This is a genomic window from Streptomyces beijiangensis, assembly GCF_017315755.1.
GTDB lineage: Bacteria > Actinomycetota > Actinomycetes > Streptomycetales > Streptomycetaceae > Streptomyces > Streptomyces beijiangensis.
Genome location: NZ_JAFLRJ010000058.1, coordinates 1 through 17,524, shown reverse-complemented (window position 1 = coordinate 17,524; position 17,524 = coordinate 1). Strand labels below are relative to the sequence as shown.

The following is a 17,524-nucleotide window of genomic DNA, read 5'->3' as shown; positions in this document are numbered from 1 at the left end:
GAACTCGCACGGATCGCACGTATCGCACGTATCGAGAACCTCCGCACGGTTCGGCACGGCCTCTCCGAGGTGACGGGACGTCGCCCCGGAGGGAGTTTCCCCCAGGGGCGCGCCAGAGCGATGTTTGTCATGCCCTCATCCGGCGCGCTTCCCCCCTCGCACGGTCAGGAAGGAAGCTCATGTCGGAACTCTTACGACCGACCCGCTCCAGACGCAGACTGGCCCGGTGGCTCGTCGCCCTCGGCCTGCTGGTGGGCGGCGGGACCATCGCCGGGCCCGCCGCCGCCCAGCCCGTGACGCGGGCCGCCGCCGTCATTCCGCCGGGCGACTACCAGCAGGTGCAACTCGCTGTCGGATCCGCCGAGTTGGGCGAAGCGATGTCGCTCGCGGTACTGCCCGACCGTGCGGTCGTCCATACGGCCCGCGACGGCATGCTCCGGTACACCGACGCCGCAGGCAACACCAGGACCGCAGGCAAGCTGGACGTCTACACCCATGACGAAGAGGGGCTCCAGGGTGTGGCCGCGGACCCCGGTTTCGCCGCCAACCGCTACCTCTACCTTTACTACTCGCCCAAGCTCACCACCCCCGCCGGAGACGCGCCGACCACCGGCACCGCCACCGACTTCGCGCCCTGGAAAGGGCACCTGAACCTCTCCCGCTTCACCCTGAAGACCGACGGCACGCTCGACATGGCGAGCGAGAAGGTCGTCCTGGAGGTCGCCAACGACCGGGGGCAGTGCTGCCACGTCGGCGGTGACATCGACTTCGACGCCGCCGGGAATCTGTACCTGACCACCGGCGACGACACCAACCCGTTCGACTCGGCCGGTTACGCGCCCCTCGACGAACGCACCGACCGCAACCCGCAGTTCGACGCCCAGCGCAGCGCCGGCAACACCAACGACCTGCGGGGCAAGGTCCTGCGCATCAAACCGACAGCCGCCGGCGGCTACACCGTCCCCGCAGGCAACCTGTTCGCCCCGGGGACGGCCAACACGCGCTCCGAGATCTACGCGATGGGCTTCCGCAACCCGTTCCGGATGTCCGTCGACAAGGCCACCGGCACCGTCTATCTCGGCGACTACGGCCCCGACGCGGGCTCCACCGACGCCTCCCGCGGCCCCAGCGGGCAGGTCGAGTTCGACCGGATCACCGCCCCCGGCAACTACGGCTGGCCGTACTGCACCGGCACGAACACGGCCAACGAGACCTACGGCGAGTACACCTTCCCGAGCGGCCCATCGGCGGGCAAGTACAACTGCGCGGGCGGCGCCGCCAACAACTCCTTCCGTAACACCGGGCAGTCCACCCTGCCGCCGGCCAAGTCCGCCTGGATCAGATACGCCGGAGACGCGGGCTCGCCGCCCGAGTTCGGCAGCGGCTCCGAGTCGCCCATGGGCGGACCCGTCTACCGGTACGACGCGAATCTCAACTCCGCGGTGAAGTTCCCGCAGTCGCTCGACGGCCGCTTCTTCGCGGGCGAGTACGGCCGCAAATGGATCAAGGCGATCGAGGTCAAGGCCGACGGATCGCCCGGAGTCATCGAGGACTTCCCCTGGACGGGCACCCAGGTCATGGACGAGGCCTTCGGGCCCGACGGCGCCCTCTACGTCCTCGACTACGGAACGGGCGCCAACAACCAGGCCCTGTACCGCATCGAGTACCTCGCGGGCAGCAACCGCAACCCCATCGCCAAGGCCGCGGCCGACAAGGTCTCCGGCGGTGTGCCCCTGACGGTCGCGTTCTCCTCGGCGGGCAGTTCCGACCCGGAGGGCAAGTCCCTCACGTACGCATGGGACTTCGGCGACGGCACCGGATCCACCTCCGCCAACCCGAGCCACACCTACACCGTCAAGGGCACCTTCCACCCGACGCTCACCGTCAAGGACCCGGAAGGCCTGACCGGCACAGCGAGCCTCGTGGTGACCTCCGGCAACACCGCGCCCACCGTCACCCTGCAGAGTCCCACGGACGGTCAGCTGTTCTCCTTCGGCGACACCGTTCCCTTCCAGGTCACCGCCAGTGACCCGGAGGACGGGACCGTCGACTGCTCCAAGGTCAAGGTCACCTATCTTCTCGGCCACGACCAGCACCGCCACCAGATCACCCAGACCTCCGGCTGCTCCGGCAGCATCGCCGTGCCGGCCGACGGCGAACACGACAGCGCCGCCAACATCTACGGGGTCTTCGACGCCGAGTACACCGACGGCGCCGGGCTGACCACCCACAGCACCGCCATCCTCCAGCCGCGCCACCGGCAGGGCGAGCACTTCTCCGCCCAGTCCGGCGTCCAGGTCGCGGCGCACGGGACCGCGGAAGGCGGGAACACGGTCGGATTCACCGACAACGGCGACTGGATCTCCTTCAAGCCGTATGTGCTCGGCAACGCGAACAAGATCACTGCCCGGGTCTCATCCGGCGGTGCGGGCGGCACCCTCGAGGTGCGCGCGGGCTCGGCGACGGGCACGCTGCTCGGCACCGCGACCGTGGCGCCGACGGGCGGCTGGGAGAACTTCGCCGACGTGAGCGCGAACCTGACCGGGGCGCCGTCCGGCACCACCGAACTGTTCCTCGTCTTCAAGGGGCCGACGGGCCAGGGCAACCTCTTCGACCTCGACACCTTCACTTTCACCACGGCGAGCGCGGGCCAGACCGTGGAGGGAGAGTCGTACTCCTCCTCCCAGGGCGTCCAGATCGCCGACCACGCCCCGGCGAGCGGTGGCAAGACCCTCGGTTACATCGAGAACGGCGACTGGGCCGGATACGCCTCCGTGGCCACCGCCGGCACCAAGACCTTCTCCGCGAAGGTCTCTTCGGCCGGGGCGGGCGGCACGGTCACGATCCGCTCCGGATCCGCCACCGGCGCGGTCCTGGGCTCGGTCGCGGTGGCCGGTACCGGGGGCTGGGAAACCTTCGCCACCGTCTCCGCCCCGCTGACCGGAACGGCCTCCTCCGGGGCGCTGTTCCTCACCTTCACCGGCGGCTCGGGATCCCTGTTCGACATCGACACCCTGACCCTCACCAAGTGACTCCGAAGAAGGAGGCAGTGATGTCCCATCTGTTCCACCGCTTACGCGCACGACCACGCAGCGCCGTGGCGGCGCTCGCCCTCGCTCTCGGCGTCGCCGGGACGATGCTGAGCCCCGCCCCGCAGGCCCAGGCCGCCGACCCCGCCTACCAGGTGCTCGTCTTCAGCAAGACCGCGGGCTTCCGTCACGACTCCATCCCGGTCGCCACCCAGGCCATCCGCGACCTGGGAGCCGCCAACAGCTTCACGGTCACCGCCACCGAGGACTCCGCAGCCTTCACCGCGTTGAATCTGGCGCGCTTCAAGGCCGTCGTCTTCCTCTCCACCACCGGTGATGTCCTCGACGCGGCCCAGCAGACGGCCCTCCAGGGATACGTCGACGGAGGCGGCGGATTCCTCGGCGTCCACGCCGCCGCCGACACCGAGTACGACTGGCCCTACTACCAGCAGCTCGTCGGCGCCTGGTTCAAGAGCCACCCGGCCATCCAGCAGGCCACCGTGAAAACCGAGGACCGCGCGCACGCTGCCACCTCGCACCTGGGCCCGACCTGGAGCCGTACCGACGAGTGGTACAACTACCGCACCAACCCGCGGTCCACCGCCCACGTCCTGCAGAGCCTCGACGAGGGCAGCTACTCCGGCGGCGAGATGGCGGGCGACCACCCGATCACCTGGTGCCACCCGCAGGGCACCGGCCGCTCCTTCTACACGGGACTCGGCCACACCCAGGAGTCCTACGCGGACCCCGCGTTCCGCACGCTCCTGCTCGGCGGCATCCGGTACGCGGCCGGCTTCGCCAAGGCCGACTGCCGGGCCGAGACGGGCTACACACCTCTGTACGACGGCTCGACCGCGGGCTGGTCGCAGGCCGGCCCCGGCGGATTCGTCTCCGCCGACGCGACCCTGTCCGCGCAGGGCGGCATGGGGCTGTACTGGTACCAGGCGAAGCAGTACGCGTCGTACTCGCTGAAGCTGGACTGGCGGATGCCGGGCGACGACAACTCCGGTGTGTTCGTGGGCTTCCCGGCATCCGGAGATCCCAACTCGGCGGTCCAGCAGGGGTACGAGATCCAGATCGACGCCACCGACTCCGCGGACCGCACCACCGGCTCCGTCTACGGCTTCAAGTCCGCGGACACGGCCGCCAGGGACGGCGCGCTGAACCCGCCGGGGAGCTGGAACACGTACGAGATCCGGGTGGAGGGGGAGCGGCTCCAGGTCTTCCTCAACGGGGTGAGGATCAACGACTTCACCAACACGGACCCCGTTCGCTCCCTCCAGCAGGGATACATCGGGATCCAGAACCACGCGGCCGGGGACGACATCTCCTTCCGTGACATCCGGATCAAGGAGCTCGGTCCGTCCGCTCCCGCCACGACGTACGAGGGCGAGTCGTACACGTCGTCCCAAGGCGTCCAGGCCGCCGATCACGCCCCGGCGAGCGGCGGCAGGACGCTGGGCTACATCGAGAACGGCGACTGGGCGGGCTACGCGCAGGCCTCCCTCACCGGAGCCCGTACGTTCTCCGCACGGGTCTCCTCCGCCGGAGCGGGCGGCACCCTCCAGATCCGCTCGGGCTCCGCGAGCGGCCCGGTCGTGGGGTCGGTCTCCGTACCGAACACCGGGGGCTGGGAGACGTTCGCGACGGTGTCGACCGCGCTGACGGGTACGCCGAGCGGCCCGGTGTTCCTCACCTTCAGCGGGGGATCGGGCTCACTCTTCGACGTCGACACCTTCACGCTGCAGCAGTAGCGGCGGAGGAGCTTCGCGGCGGAGAGGGCCCCCGGTGAGCAACGCGGGGGCCCTCTCCGCGGGTCGTGCGAAAGGTCCCGGATTTATTCGGTGGCGCGGTGTCGTGGGGCAGGGTTATCGTTCTGCTCATTCGTCGAGGAAGCAGGAGGTGAGGACATTGATGACTGTCACCGCGGTGGGCGCTGCCCGCGTTCAGGAGTTCATCATCGTTTTCATCCCTGTGGTCTCCGGCTGACACCTTTTCTTCGCCGGGACCTCCCTTTGAAGGGTTTCCCGCGTTGTTCAACGCTTCGTTCAACTCGTCTTCTGTTTCCACTGCTCAGCACCCTCTCGCCCTCTACGGGTGGGACGAGGGCTGGGCCGCCGAGTTCGCTCCGTACGACCAACAGGGCCTGGTGGCCGGTCGTGTCGTACGGGTCGACCGTGGTCTGTGCGATGTCGTCACCGCCGACGGCGTGATGCGGGCCGACACCGAGTTCGTGGTGCCGCGCGATCCGATGAAGGTCGTGTGCACCGGTGACTGGGTCGCCGTCGATCCTGCCGGTGATCCGCGGTACGTACGGACGCTGCTTCCGCGGCGTACCGCCTTTGTGCGCTCCACCTCGTCCAAGCGCTCCGAGGGGCAGATCCTCGCGGCCAACGTCGACCACGCCATCATCGCGGTCTCGCTCGCCGTCGAGCTCGACCTCGGGCGCATCGAACGCTTCCTCGCCCTGGCCTGGGAGTCCGGCGCCCAGCCGCTCGTCGTCCTGACCAAGGCCGACCTCGTGCCGGACGCCACCGGGCTCTCGTACCTCGTCGAGGACGTCGAGAACACGGCACCCGGTGTGCAGGTACTGCCCGTCAGTTCGGCCACCGGTGACGGGGTCGACGTGCTCGCCGCGGTCGTCGCCGGAGGTACGAGCGTGCTGCTCGGCGTCTCCGGCGCCGGCAAGTCCACGCTCGCCAACGCCCTGCTCGGCGCGGAGGTCATGGAGGTGCAGGCCACCAGGGACGTCGACGGCAAGGGCCGGCACACCACCACCACCCGCAACCTCCTCGTGATGCCCGGCGGGGGAGTGCTCATCGACACCCCGGGGCTGCGTGGCGTCGGATTGTGGGATGCCGAGACCGGGGTCGGACAGGTCTTCTCCGAGATCGAGGCGTTCGCCGCCGAATGCCGGTTCCACGACTGCGCCCATGAGGCGGAGCCGGGGTGTGCGGTGCTCGCCGCGCTCGAGGACGGCTCGCTGTCCGTGCGGCGGATGGAGAGCTACCGCAAGCTGATGCGCGAGAACCGGCGCATCGTCGCCAAGACCGACGCCCGGATGCGGGCCGAGATGCGCAAGACCTGGAAGGCCAGGGGCGCGGAGGGGCGGGCCAACATGGAGGCCAAGCGCGGCAAGGTCCGCAAGCCGTAACGCGGTGTCCGAATCCCGCCAGCCGGGGCGCGTGCGCTGCCGCACACTGGACTCGTGATGGACGACGAGACCAGTTACGAGGCGGTGAGCAGCCGCGACGCGCGCTTCGACGGGGAGTTCTTCTTCGCCGTGAAGACCACGGGGATCTACTGCCGGCCGAGCTGTCCCGCGGTGACCCCCAAGCGCAAGAACGTCCGCTTCTACCCGACCGCGGCGGCGGCCCAGGGCTCCGGCTTCCGGGCCTGCCGCCGCTGCCGGCCCGACGCGGTGCCGGGGTCGGCGGCCTGGAACGTACGGGCCGACACCGTCGGGCGTGCGATGCGCATGATCGGTGACGGGGTCGTCGACCGGGAGGGTGTGCCGGGGCTCGCCGGGCGGCTCGGGTACAGCGCCCGACAGGTGCAGCGGCAGCTGACGGCGGAGGTCGGCGCCGGTCCCGTCGCCCTGGCGCGGGCCCAGCGCGCGCACACCGCACGGCTGCTGCTCCAGACCACGGCGCTGCCCGTCACGGAGATCGCGTTCGCGGCGGGCTTCGCGAGTGTGCGCCAGTTCAACGACACGATCCGCCAGATCTACGCGAGCACGCCTACGGAGCTGAGGGGAAACCAAGCCCGTCCGGCGATTGAGGACAAGCGGGGGTCCGGAAGCCCCCAGGTCCGGGAAGCGGTGGGGGCGGGCGGGCGCGTCTCCGCAGGCATCCCTTTGCGGCTGGCCTATCGCGGGGCCTATGCCCGGCGCGAGGCCTTCGACCTGCTGGCCGGGGAGGCGATCGACCGCGTCGAGGAGGTTGTCGGCGCACCCGGCGCCCGTACCTACCGGCGCACTCTGCGGCTGCCGTACGGCTCGGGCATCGCGGCCGTCGACGAGAAGTCCGGCGGTCGCTGGCTCGACGCCCGCATCCACCTCTTCGATCTGCGTGACCTCACCACCGCCGTGCAGCGTCTGCGCCGGCTCTTCGACCTCGACGCCGATCCGTACGCCATCGACGAGCGCCTCGGCGCCGACCCCCGGCTCGCCCCGCTCGTGGCGGCGCGGCCTGGGCTGCGGTCGCCGGGCACCGCCGACCCGGAGGAGTTCGCGGTACGGGCGATCGTGGGCCGCGAGGCCGCCGGGCAGTTGGTGGAGACGTACGGGAAAGTCATCGACCACCCCTGCGGCGGGCTCACCCGTCTCTTCCCGGAGGCGGCGGAACTCGGACTGCTCGAAGGCGTACGGCTGGACCCCGGGGCAGACCGCGACGAGACCGAGCAGGCCCTGCTCGCCCTCGACGGGGTGAGCTCCGAGACCGCCGCGCTGATCCGGATGCGCGCCCTCGGCGACCCCGACGTGGCACCCGCGGGAGGCCCCGACGACGAGGCGTGGCGGCCCTGGCGGTCGTACGCCGTACAGCATCTGAATCTCAGTCGAGACCCCAGCTGTGGATCTTGGCGGGGTGGATACGGATGAGCTCCTCGCTGAAGTGCGGTCCCAGGTCGTGGGGACCGCTCAGCAGCTCCGCCTCGCCGCGGATCTCCACCCCGCGCACGGTCCACGGCTTCAGGCTCACCACGTCGTCGACGACCAGCGACGCCTTCGGGTTCGACTGGAGGTTGCGCCACTTCTTCGTCGTCCCGAGCGCGTAACCGCCGATCAGGATCGTGCCGTCGTCCTGCGGGAAGAATCCGACCGGATTGGCCTGCGGCTGACCCTTGGGGTCCACGGTCGCCAGCCGCCCCAGCCGCTGGGACTTCAGGTACGCGCGCTCCGCCTCGCTGAATTCGCTCATGGGCCCAGCATCGCGCGCGTACCCGTCCCCGCGCATCGGAGATCGGTCCTAGGACTTCAGGCGGGCAGTCCCCAGGCCGCCGCCGGCGCGTTCGGCTCCACGGGCCTGATCGTGAGATCGGGGCGGTCGCCCGCCGCGGTGATGAGCGCGGACTCGCCCTTGCGCAGCGGGATACGGACGGTGGCGTCGCCCAGGTCCTCGTAACGCAGCCGCTTGCCGTGCCGGTCGCGGACGTCGACCGCTCCCGCGATGCCATGGCGTACGACACAGGGCGCACCCGCCTCGCTGGTCAGGCTGACCCACCGGGTCGCACCCTTCTCCCGTACGGCACTGAGCAGGAAGGCGCCCTGGGTGCGGAAGTCGTGCAGCGTCAGCTCGGCCCAGGCCGCGGGGACCGCGGGGAAGACGCGGACGGTTCCTCCCCAGGACTGGCAGAGCATGTCGTGCAGCGACTGCGCGGCGGCCAGCGGGGTCTCGATGACCGGGCCCGACTCCTTGTACATGGTGTTGGGCTGGATGTACTTGGTCATCAGCTCGCCGAGGTAGTTCAGCGCGTCCTCGCCCTTGCCGAGCAGCGAGGAGATCGACGAGGCGCCGGTGTACGTGTAGCCCTGGAGAGCGCCGGTGAAGCCGACCCAGTGGCTCAACGACCGCTCGATCAGGGCGATTTCGTCGGCGGTCCGGCCGGTCATCTCGTACAGCGGATAGACGGCGAGCAGATGCGAGAAGTGCCGGTGCGAGATGGCGAGAGGGGTGCCCGCGCCGATCATCAGGCCGTCGGGGCCGGTCGGATACGGGGTGAGCCTGGCCAGCACCTCCTGCCAGCGCGCCGTCAACGGGTCCTTGATGCCGAGGGTTTCGGCCGATTCGAGCAGGGTGCGGCAACCCCAGTTCAGCAGCATCAGGTCGAAGTTGCAGTCGGGCGTGGTGCCGTACTCGGGGGAGTAGGTGAGCGGGAGGTGCAGCCTGCCGTCCGCGCCCGGCTGCAGGAAGTGCAGGTAGTAGTTGACGGTCCTGCGCAGCAGCGGGAAGACGGTGTCGCGCAGGATCGACTCGTCCATGGTGTGGCGGTAGCTGAGCCAGACGTTGTGCAGCGCCCAGGTGAGACAGCCGACTTCGGGGACGGGGGTGGCCTGCCCGGGGATTCCCAGCGGGAAGGTCGAACCGTCAAGCGGGCCACCGGCGTTGAGCGTCATGTCGGTCGTGCGGGTGATGCCTGCCGAGTCGGCGCGGTAGCGGGGGTCGGTGGTCTCGACGAGCGTCTGGCGGTACTCACTGATCGAGCGGGTCAGCGCGTCGAGTTCGAGGTGGTTGGAGCCGTGGATCATCCAGTACTCGAGCTGCGCGTTGAGGTTCCACCAGGTGCCGGGCCAGGGCGTCGGCTCCAGCCAGGGTCCTGAGGTGGCCATCACCGGGGCGTCCGCGCGGGCGGCCGAGGCGATCTTGTAGAGCTGGATCCAGTAGAAGCGCTGCAGCCGTGCGTCGGGCACCGAGAGGAAGCTCTTGCGGTAGTAGCGGTGCCACCAGGCGCGGTGGGTCATGGTGTGAAGGTCGTACGAGACCGAGGCCGCACCCCGCACCAGTTTCACGGCGCGGTCGCGGGCGGTGGTCTTCGGGAAGGAGTGCGCGACGGTGACGTACAGCGTGCGCGTGGTCCCGCGCGTCCGCTCGCGCCAGGCGGTGACGTGCTGGCCGCCGGAGAGCAGCGACTGGACCGCCGCGCTCACGCCGTCGTGCTCCTCGACCACGGCCGGGGGATTGGCCGCGTAACCGGCAGGCAGCGGCTTGGAGGCGGCGCGAGGACTGATCGCGACGGCCGGGTGGAAGACCCAGCGGAAGTCCTTCTCGCCCTCGCTCGGGGTGATCTCGACGGCCATCACGGACAGCGAGTTGTGGACCAGGGCGCGGAGCGTGAGGGTGCCCTTGTCGGTGGTGAGGGTGCCGGTGAGCTCCGCGTCGCGCAGGCCCAGGCGCCAGTCGAGTGCGGTGATGGTGCCGACGGGCTCCAGGGTGAAATAGCCGATGGGCAACCGCGCCAGGCCGAAGAGGGAGCCGAATTCGGGGCGGTGGTCCTGGACCTCGGAGTGCTGGACGTTGAAGCGGACGGCGTTCCTGCCCGGCTCGGCGTAGATGCCGGAACCGAGGTAGCCGTTGCCGAGGTACGGGCCCTCGTACCAGGTCTTCGGCATCTTCTGCCAGCGCAGATCGGCGTCGGCGAGCACCGTGCGCCAGCTGTCGTCGGACGACCGGACCGCGGTGGGTCCGCCGGTCCGCTCCTGCGCCGCGGCGGTCTGCGCGGGGACGGCCTGGGCGGGGACGGCTGTGGCACCACCCGCCAGGAGTGCGCCGCCGATCGCCGTACTGGTGGCGAGAACGGTTCGTCTGGACGGTACTGGTGCGTTTTCCACGGCGCCTCCTGGCGGCTCGTAACCATGTATTCATCCGAGCAATCCCAGGATGGAAGGTAGGCAAGAGGTCAGAGAGCGTCAATACTTAGGGAGAGATCCGATGTGTGGGACTTATGGGCCCTCGTCTCCGAGGCCGGCCGGTCAGCCCCAGAGGAGCGCGCCCAGCCATGCCCCCACGACCAGCAGGCAGGCGTAGAGCTCCACCCGCTCCGGTGTCCCGACGGCCCGCATCCGCTGTGGCGCTCCCGAGGCGGCGGGGCGGCGGGCGGGCAGGAGCGGTCGCAGGGCCCGGTTCAGCAGCAGTACGGCGGTCGCACCGGCCAGCACGCCCCAGGCGAGCGGAGAGGTGTCGGTCAGCGCCCACCAGGCGACGGCAGCCCAGACCATCGCAGGGCCCGGCACACCGGGGGCCAGCACGCCCAGCAGGCCGAGCAGCATCACCAGGCCCACGCCGAAGAGCTGCCACACACTCATCTGCCAAGGGTGCCGGAGGTCCGGCGTGCTCGCAGGTTCAGCGGGGGCGGCCCGCCGCCCAGCCCCTGTCGTACGCGTGCCAGCCCAGCTGGAGCCGGCTGGTGACGCCGATCAGCTCCATCAGCCCCTTGACCCTGCGCTGCACCGTCCGCTCGACCAGGCCCAGCTGCTTGGCGACGCTGACATCGGTCATCCCGTCGAGCAGCAGCGTGAGGATCTCCAGGTCCGTGGCGTCCGGCCGGGCGGTCACCTCACGGGGCGTGTGCCCGTCCGGTCCGATGCGCAGCGGCTGCGCCTCGCGCCACACCGACTCGAAGAGCCCCATGAGCGCTTCGAGCAGCCCGCTCGCACGGCTCACCATCACCGCCGGATCCGCGCTCCGCCCCAGCAGCGGCAGCAGGGCGCGGCTGCCGTCCGCGATCACCAGTTTCGTCGGTACGCGGTCGACGACCCGCACCTGTTCCCCGCGGCTCAGCGCCGCCATCAGCTCGGCCCGACCGCCCTGCGTGGCGAGCAGCGCGCGCTCGACGACCACCCGGTAGGAGACACCGCGCACGGTGGCCGGCTCCTCCGAGTCGTTCTCCGTGCCCGTCACCACGTCCGGGCGGGCCGTGACCAGCGCGCACACCTCCCGTGCCGCGCCCTGCTGCAGCTGATGGAAGCGGTGCGCGACCGCGCTCGCACCCGTCACCACCTCGACCTGATCGTGCACATCGGGCGCCGCCGGGTCCCCCCGGTACTCCGCCGCGAGCAGCGCGGCCGCCCGCTCCGCCTGCTGCAGCTCGCGCCGTTGCCGGGCGAGCAGCGCGCCCAGCGCGGCCTCCGGCGGCGCCGCCACCCAGCGGCGGGAGCGGGCGGACGTCCTGGCGGCGAGGCGCTGCCGCTCCAGACCGCGCAGCGCATGTTCCGTATCGGCCTCGGAGAGCGCCAGCCGCCGGGCCAGATCGGGCACATCGGCCGAGCCCAGCACCACCAGTGCGCGGTACGCCGACTCGCGCCCCTCGTCGAGCCCCACCACTTTCAGCACCCCGGCCGCCCTCCTTCGTACCGCAGCTCCGCCGCGGGCCGCGGCGAGAAACAGACACGGCGCATACCCGCCAGGATCATCTTCTCCGTACCGGCCGTCCCTCTGCCACTGTGGCGCCACCGCAGCACCAACAGCACCTGGAATACGGGCCTTTGTGCCCAATTTTCCGCAATGACTTGGGGAGAACGATGCGCCGGATACCGCGTACAGCCTTGGGAGCGGCCATCGCCGCGGTCCTGGCTGCCACCGCGGTCACGCCGTCAGCGGCCACGCCGCAGGACGACGCGACCGGGAAGAGACCACTGGTCGGAAGCGACGCCGCACAGGAGAAGCAGGGCAAACCCGTCACCGTCACACTGGTCACCGGCGACAAGGTGCTGGTGACCAAGGGCAGTTCGGGCCGCAGCAGCGCCACCGCCCTGCCCCGGGAGGACGGCACCCGGCCGCTGGTCGAGACCCGGCAGAGCGGCAAGGACCTGTACGTCTACCCCGAGGGTGCGGCCGCCGCGATCGCCGCGGGCAAGGTCGACGAGCAGCTCTTCAACGTCACCGGGCTCATCGCCCAGGGATACGACGACGCGCACGCCAAGTCCATCCCGCTGATCGCCACGTACAACAGCTCCGTCGACGTCGCCCGCAGCGCCCCCGTCGCCCCGCGCGGCGCACAGCGCGGACTCGTCCTCGACTCGATCGGCGGCGTCGCGCTCAAGGCCGACAAGACCAAGGCGGCCGACTTCTGGGCGGACATCACCACGTCGCGCTCCCGCTCCGTCTCCACGCTCAAGAAGCTGTGGCTCGACGGCAAGGCCAAATCGCTGCTCGACCAGTCGACGAAGCAGGTCAACGCCCCGCAGGCGTGGGCCGCCGGCTTCACCGGCAAGGGCACCAAGGTCGCCGTCCTGGACACCGGCGCGGACTTCGAGCACCCCGACCTCAAGGGCCGGGTCACCGACTCCAAGAACTTCACCGACTCCGCCACCACCGAGGACCGCCAGGGCCACGGCACCCACACGGCCTCCACCGTCGGCGGTTCGGGCGCGGCCAGCAAGGGCGGCGTGGAGAAGGGCGTCGCACCCGGTACCGACCTGCTCATCGGCAAGGTCCTCAACGACAGCGGCGAGGGCCAGGACTCCTGGATCATCGCCGGCATGCAGTGGGCGGTCGACCAGAAGGCCGACGTCGTCTCCATGAGCCTCGGCAACCCGAGCGAGCTCGACTGCACCGACCCGATGAGCGCCGCCACCGAGCAGCTCGCCCAGAGCAAGGACACGCTGTTCGTCATCGCGGCCGGCAACTCGGGCCCGTACAACAACACCGTCTCCTCGCCCGGCTGCGCCCCCAGCGTGCTGACCGTCGGCGCCGTCGACAGTGAAGACGCCACCGCGTCCTTCTCCAGCCGCGGCCCGGTCCTGAACGCCCACACCCTCAAGCCCGAGATCGCCGCCCCCGGCGTCGCCATCTCCGCGGCCAACATGGGCGGCCGCGGCGTGTACGCGTACCAGTCCATGTCCGGCACGTCGATGGCCACCCCGCACGTCGCGGGCGCCGCCGCCATCCTGAAGCAGCGCCACCCCGCGTGGACCGCCCAGCAGATCAAGGCGGCCCTGGTCTCCTCCGCGCAGACCGACATTCCCGGCGACGTACGGCAGACCGGCGGTGGCCGCCTCGATGTGAAGGCCGCCATCGACGAGCAGATCCTCGGCGCCCCCGCCGTCCAGGGCGGCACGTTCAACTGGCCCCAGGACAAGAGCGACAAGACGTCCGTCGAGGTCCCCTACACCAACACCGGCACCACGCCGGTGAAGCTGAACCTCGCGGTGAAGCGGGTGACCGGCAACGACGGCACCACCGTGCGGTCGTCCGTCGCCTCGCTGGGCAAGAGCTCCGTCACTGTCCCGGCCGGCGCCACGGTCAAGGTCCCGCTGCGTATCGACCCGACCGCGCGCCTGACCGGCGGCCAGTACGGCGACGTCACCGGCCGTGTCGTGGCCACCGCCAAGGGCGTCAGCGTCTCGACGCCGTTCGCCCTGTACGTCCAGCCGACGACCGTCACCCTGCGGGTCAAGGTCATCGACCGGACCGGCAAGCCGGCGGCCGGCGCCTCCTCGGTCGACGTGATCGGCCTCGACGACAGCACCGGTGAGCGCCGGTACAACGACGGCTCCGCCGACCAGGTGTACGAGGTGCACCCCGGCGAGTACTACCTCTCCTCCTTCGTCGTCTCGCCCGACACGGCCGACGCCACGGGCGCACTGCCCAAGTCGGTCTCCTTCGTGGGCCGTCCGCAGCTCAAGCTGACCAAGGACACCACCGTCGTCCTCGACGCCCGCAAGGCCCACCAGCTGTCGGTGAAGACCGACCGCCCGTCCGAGGCCCAGAACATCACGCTCGCCTTCGGCCGCACCTGGGACCCGAACTGGCTGCACTCCGGCTCCCTCACCGGGACCGGGATCATCAAGGACTACTACGCCGACGTCCAAGGGGACGCCCGCAACGGCAAGTTCGAGTTCGGCAGCTACTGGAGCATGTACGCCCCGCAGATCTCGTCCCTCTCGGCGGTCGGCGGCCCCACGCTCCACCCGGTCACCGCGAGCACGGGCTCGGTCAACCTGGACGGCACGGGCTCCGCAGCCCTGGTGAACGCAGGCAAGGGCACGGCCGATGAGCTCGCCACGGCCGGTGTGCAGGGGAAGATCGCCCTGGTCGAGGTCCCGGACGACGACACCAACCTCCAGACCGTCGCTCAGCTCGCGAAGAACGCGGGCGCCAAGGCCGTCATCGCCCACCGCGCGGCCGCAGGCAACTGGCAGCCCGCCACCAGCTTCTTCGGCGCTCCGCCGCTGCCCGCCCTGGCCGTCGAGGCCACCGAGGCCAAGGCGCTGATCGCCAAGCTCGCCACCGGTGCGGTGACGCTGCGCTGGAAGGCGACCGCCAAGAGCCCGTACGTCTACAACCTGGCCTTCCCCGAGGACGGCCGGATCACCTCCGACCGCACCTATCGGGTCGAGGACAGGAAGCTCGGCAGGAACGAGGCCGACTACCGCGCCATGGGCGTGGCGGCCGACTACTCCGACTACGTCCAGGCCACCCCCTCGTACGGGGCCCCCGTGGACGTGTCCGGCTTCGCCTGGGTCCCGGCTCCGGGCACCCGCACCGAGTACTACACCCCGGGCTCGACCGCCTGGTCGCAGATGGTCTCCTCCAGCCTCCCCTTCGGCGAGACCATCGTGTCGCCGGAACGTACGTACAAGGCAGGCCAGAAGGTCACGGAGAGCTGGTACGGAGGGGTCGTCGCCCCCGGCACTCCGCACGACGCCGCCACGGGCAAGGAGACCCTGGTCGGTGAGCGTCAGGACAACCTGATCGGTGTCGCCCCCGGCTTCTGGCGCGACAGCGAGCACGACGGGATCGCCGGTGGGTTCGGCGACATCGGCGGCATGGTGCTGAAGCGCGACGGCGAGCAGATCGGCGACAGCCCCTACCCGTTCGGGGTGTTCACGGTTCCCGCCGAGGACAGCGCCTACGAACTGACCCTCTTCACCGAGCGTTTCGGGCAGCCGGCCAAGGTCTGGCAGCGTTCCACCGGAACGTCCACCACCTGGTCGTTCCGTTCGCACCGTGACGAGAACGTCTACTCGCAGGGCATTCCGCTCCTCTTCCCGGTCTACCAGCTGCCCGAGGACGGTCTGAAGACCATCCCGGCGAAGGACGGCCAGAAGATCACGCTGAGCGCCACGGGTCACGCGGGCTACACCCCGGGTGCCCTGGTCAAGGGCGCACTCTCGTACTCGTACGACGAGGGCAAGACCTGGACCGAGGCCAAGGTCGCGAAGCAGGGCGGCAAGTGGGTGGCGACCGTGAATCACGCGGGCGCCGACATCACGAAGACCGTCACGCTGAAGACCGAACTGACCGACGCGGCAGGCAACGCGGTCACCCAGACCGTGGTGGGCGCTTACGGGTTGCGCTAGCCACGAGCGGTCCGCCGGGCGTCCTTCCCGTGGGGGGTGGGGCGCCCGGCGGGCCATTGTCCGGGGCCGGGGCCCGGCCCCGGGTCCGGGTCCGGGGTCAGGTCCGGGCCACCCAGCCCTTTTCGTACGCGTGCCAGCCCAGCTGGAGCCGGGTGGTGACCTCCGTCAGCTCCATCAGCCCTTTGACCCTGCGCTGTACGGTCCGCAGCCCCAGGTCCAGCTGTTTGGCGACGCTCGCGTCGGTCATGCCGGCCAGCAGCAGCGACAGGATCTCCAGATCGGTCGAGTCGGGGCCGCCCGACTCCTCGTCCACGACCTGTCCGCCCTCACCGAGCCGCAGCGGCAGCGCGTCGCGCCACACCGAGTCGAAGAGGCCGATCAGCGAGTCGAGCAGCCCGCTCGCATGGACGACGATCGCCGTCGGTTCCACACCTTCGTGCACGGTCATCGGGACCATCGCCAGTGAACGGTCCGCCACGATCAGCTTTGTCGGAACCCGGTCGGCCACCCTGAGCCTCTCGCCGCGGCGCAAGGCCTCCGCCAACTCGCCTATCGCATTGGGCAGTTCGAGCACCTCGCGCTCGAAGACGAGCCGGTAGACCACACCGCGCGTCGTCGCCAGCTCCTCCGCCTCGTCGTTCTCGTCCGAGGCGACCGCGATCGGAGGCCCTGTCACCAGACCGCAGATCTCCTCGGCCGCGCCGAGCTGCATCTGCAGGAAGCGCTGGGCGATCGCGCTGGCGCCGGTGACCACTTCCACCAGATCCAGGGCGGCGGGCGCGGTGGCCTCCGACCGGTACTCCTCGGCCAGCAGCGCCGCGGCCAGCTCCGCCTGGTCCAGCTCGTGACGCTGCTGGGTGAGCAGCGCGCCGAGACCGACCCCGGGCGGGGCGGCGACCCAGCGGCCCGTGCGCCCGGAGGACTGGGCGGCGAGGCCGTGCTGCTCCAGGCGGCGCAGCGCGCGTTCCGTATCGGAATCGGGGAGCGAGAGGCGACGGGCGAGATCGGGGACTTCGGCCGCGCCCAGATTCACCAGCGCGCGGTAGACGGTCTCCTGAAGGTCGTCGAGACCTATGGCGCCGAGCAAGGTGCACCTCGTTCCGTTCACGTCGGAATGGCGGATCTGTGCCACGGCGGTTTTCCGCCGCGGCACATCATCGCTGCTCGGGGACCGGTTCTGCCAGGGTGATCACATCGATGCAACAGACCGTTGACGTAAGCCGGTTCTGTTCGCCCCCGTATGCGTCCTTCTGCGGAGAACCGTGCGCCCCGCGCCGCACGCGTCACCCCTCGAACGCCGCCCGGCTGCTCTTCTGTGGGGGGAGTGCAGCCGGGCGGTCAATTCCCCGCACCCTGTACCAATCCCCGCCCATCGATGGACAATAGGGGCATGAGTCAGCAGGGGGACAGGCATGCGGCCACCGAGGACGACTGGTGGAGCAAGCTGTACGAGGACGCACCCGACGCCACCACCGACACCGGCCCCGCCACCGGCGGCGACACCCTGGACGACCGCTTCGACTCGGCCGCGGACACCGTGAGCGGGGCTTCCGCGACGCCGGAGGACCCACCGCCGCCCGCGCGCGACGACATCCCCGCTCAGCGCACCCGCGCCCCCTGGGAACCGCCCCAAGGCGACGCCGAGGCCACGCCCGGCGGGTGGGGCTTCACCCAGCGCTTCGGGGCGCCCCCGGTG

At 70.5% G+C, this 17,524-nt stretch carries 10 protein-coding genes and 1 pseudogene; 6 read left to right on the top strand and 5 right to left on the bottom strand.

Going from position 1 to position 17,524, the window contains the following annotated elements; translation table 11 throughout:
- The first annotated feature begins 179 nt into the window (after positions 1 to 179).
- The 4 genes from J0695_RS06655 (at position 180) to J0695_RS06640 (ending at position 7,629) form a co-directional block, all read left to right on the top strand.
- Positions 180 to 3,032, top strand: a complete 2,853-nt coding sequence (locus J0695_RS06655; protein ID WP_206960903.1) for a carbohydrate-binding protein — start codon at positions 180 to 182, stop codon at positions 3,030 to 3,032.
- Between the two features lie 20 nt (positions 3,033 to 3,052).
- Positions 3,053 to 4,783 carry a ThuA domain-containing protein gene (locus J0695_RS06650; RefSeq protein ID WP_206960902.1) on the top strand — a complete coding sequence of 577 codons (1,731 nt, stop codon included), beginning with the start codon at positions 3,053 to 3,055 and terminating at the stop codon, positions 4,781 to 4,783.
- Positions 4,784 to 5,061: 278 nt separating this feature from the next.
- Positions 5,062 to 6,183: a ribosome small subunit-dependent GTPase A gene (gene rsgA / locus J0695_RS06645; protein WP_206960901.1), complete on the top strand. Its 1,122-nt coding sequence runs from the start codon at positions 5,062 to 5,064 to the stop codon at positions 6,181 to 6,183.
- A 57-nt stretch (positions 6,184 to 6,240) separates the two neighbouring features.
- Positions 6,241 to 7,629, top strand: coding sequence for a bifunctional transcriptional activator/DNA repair enzyme AdaA (locus J0695_RS06640; protein WP_206960923.1), 1,389 nt, complete (start codon positions 6,241 to 6,243; stop codon positions 7,627 to 7,629).
- Here the strand turns inward: J0695_RS06640 and J0695_RS06635 are convergent.
- The 4 genes from J0695_RS06635 to J0695_RS06620 form a co-directional block, all read right to left on the bottom strand.
- Positions 7,583 to 7,948 carry a PPOX class F420-dependent oxidoreductase gene (locus tag J0695_RS06635; RefSeq protein WP_206960900.1) on the bottom strand — a complete coding sequence of 122 codons (366 nt, stop codon included), beginning with the start codon at positions 7,946 to 7,948 and terminating at the stop codon, positions 7,583 to 7,585. The two genes, J0695_RS06640 and J0695_RS06635, sit on opposite strands and share 47 nt — an antisense overlap.
- Positions 7,949 to 8,004: 56 nt before the next feature.
- The gene (locus tag J0695_RS06630; RefSeq protein WP_206960899.1) at positions 8,005 to 10,356 is read right to left on the bottom strand and encodes a glycosyl hydrolase family 95 catalytic domain-containing protein; all 2,352 of its coding nucleotides are present in this window, start codon (positions 10,354 to 10,356) and stop codon (positions 8,005 to 8,007) included.
- Positions 10,357 to 10,497: 141 nt separating this feature from the next.
- Entirely contained in the window at positions 10,498 to 10,830 is a 333-nt protein-coding gene (locus tag J0695_RS06625) for a DUF456 domain-containing protein (protein WP_206960898.1), read from the bottom strand.
- A 37-nt stretch (positions 10,831 to 10,867) separates the two neighbouring features.
- The gene (locus J0695_RS06620; RefSeq protein ID WP_206960897.1) at positions 10,868 to 11,857 is read right to left on the bottom strand and encodes a LuxR C-terminal-related transcriptional regulator; all 990 of its coding nucleotides are present in this window, start codon (positions 11,855 to 11,857) and stop codon (positions 10,868 to 10,870) included.
- Between the two features lie 188 nt (positions 11,858 to 12,045).
- On the opposite strand from J0695_RS06620, the gene J0695_RS06615 reads away from it, so the two are divergent.
- The gene (locus tag J0695_RS06615; RefSeq protein WP_206960896.1) at positions 12,046 to 15,828 is read left to right on the top strand and encodes a S8 family peptidase; all 3,783 of its coding nucleotides are present in this window, start codon (positions 12,046 to 12,048) and stop codon (positions 15,826 to 15,828) included.
- 97 nt (positions 15,829 to 15,925) lie between these two features.
- Here J0695_RS06615 and J0695_RS06610 read toward each other — a convergent pair whose 3' ends face one another.
- Positions 15,926 to 16,915 carry a helix-turn-helix domain-containing protein gene (locus J0695_RS06610; RefSeq protein WP_206960922.1) on the bottom strand — a complete coding sequence of 330 codons (990 nt, stop codon included), beginning with the start codon at positions 16,913 to 16,915 and terminating at the stop codon, positions 15,926 to 15,928.
- A 303-nt stretch (positions 16,916 to 17,218) separates the two neighbouring features.
- On the opposite strand from J0695_RS06610, the pseudogene J0695_RS06605 reads away from it, so the two are divergent.
- Positions 17,219 to 17,524, top strand: a pseudogene (locus J0695_RS06605) (hypothetical protein); the annotation flags it as partial.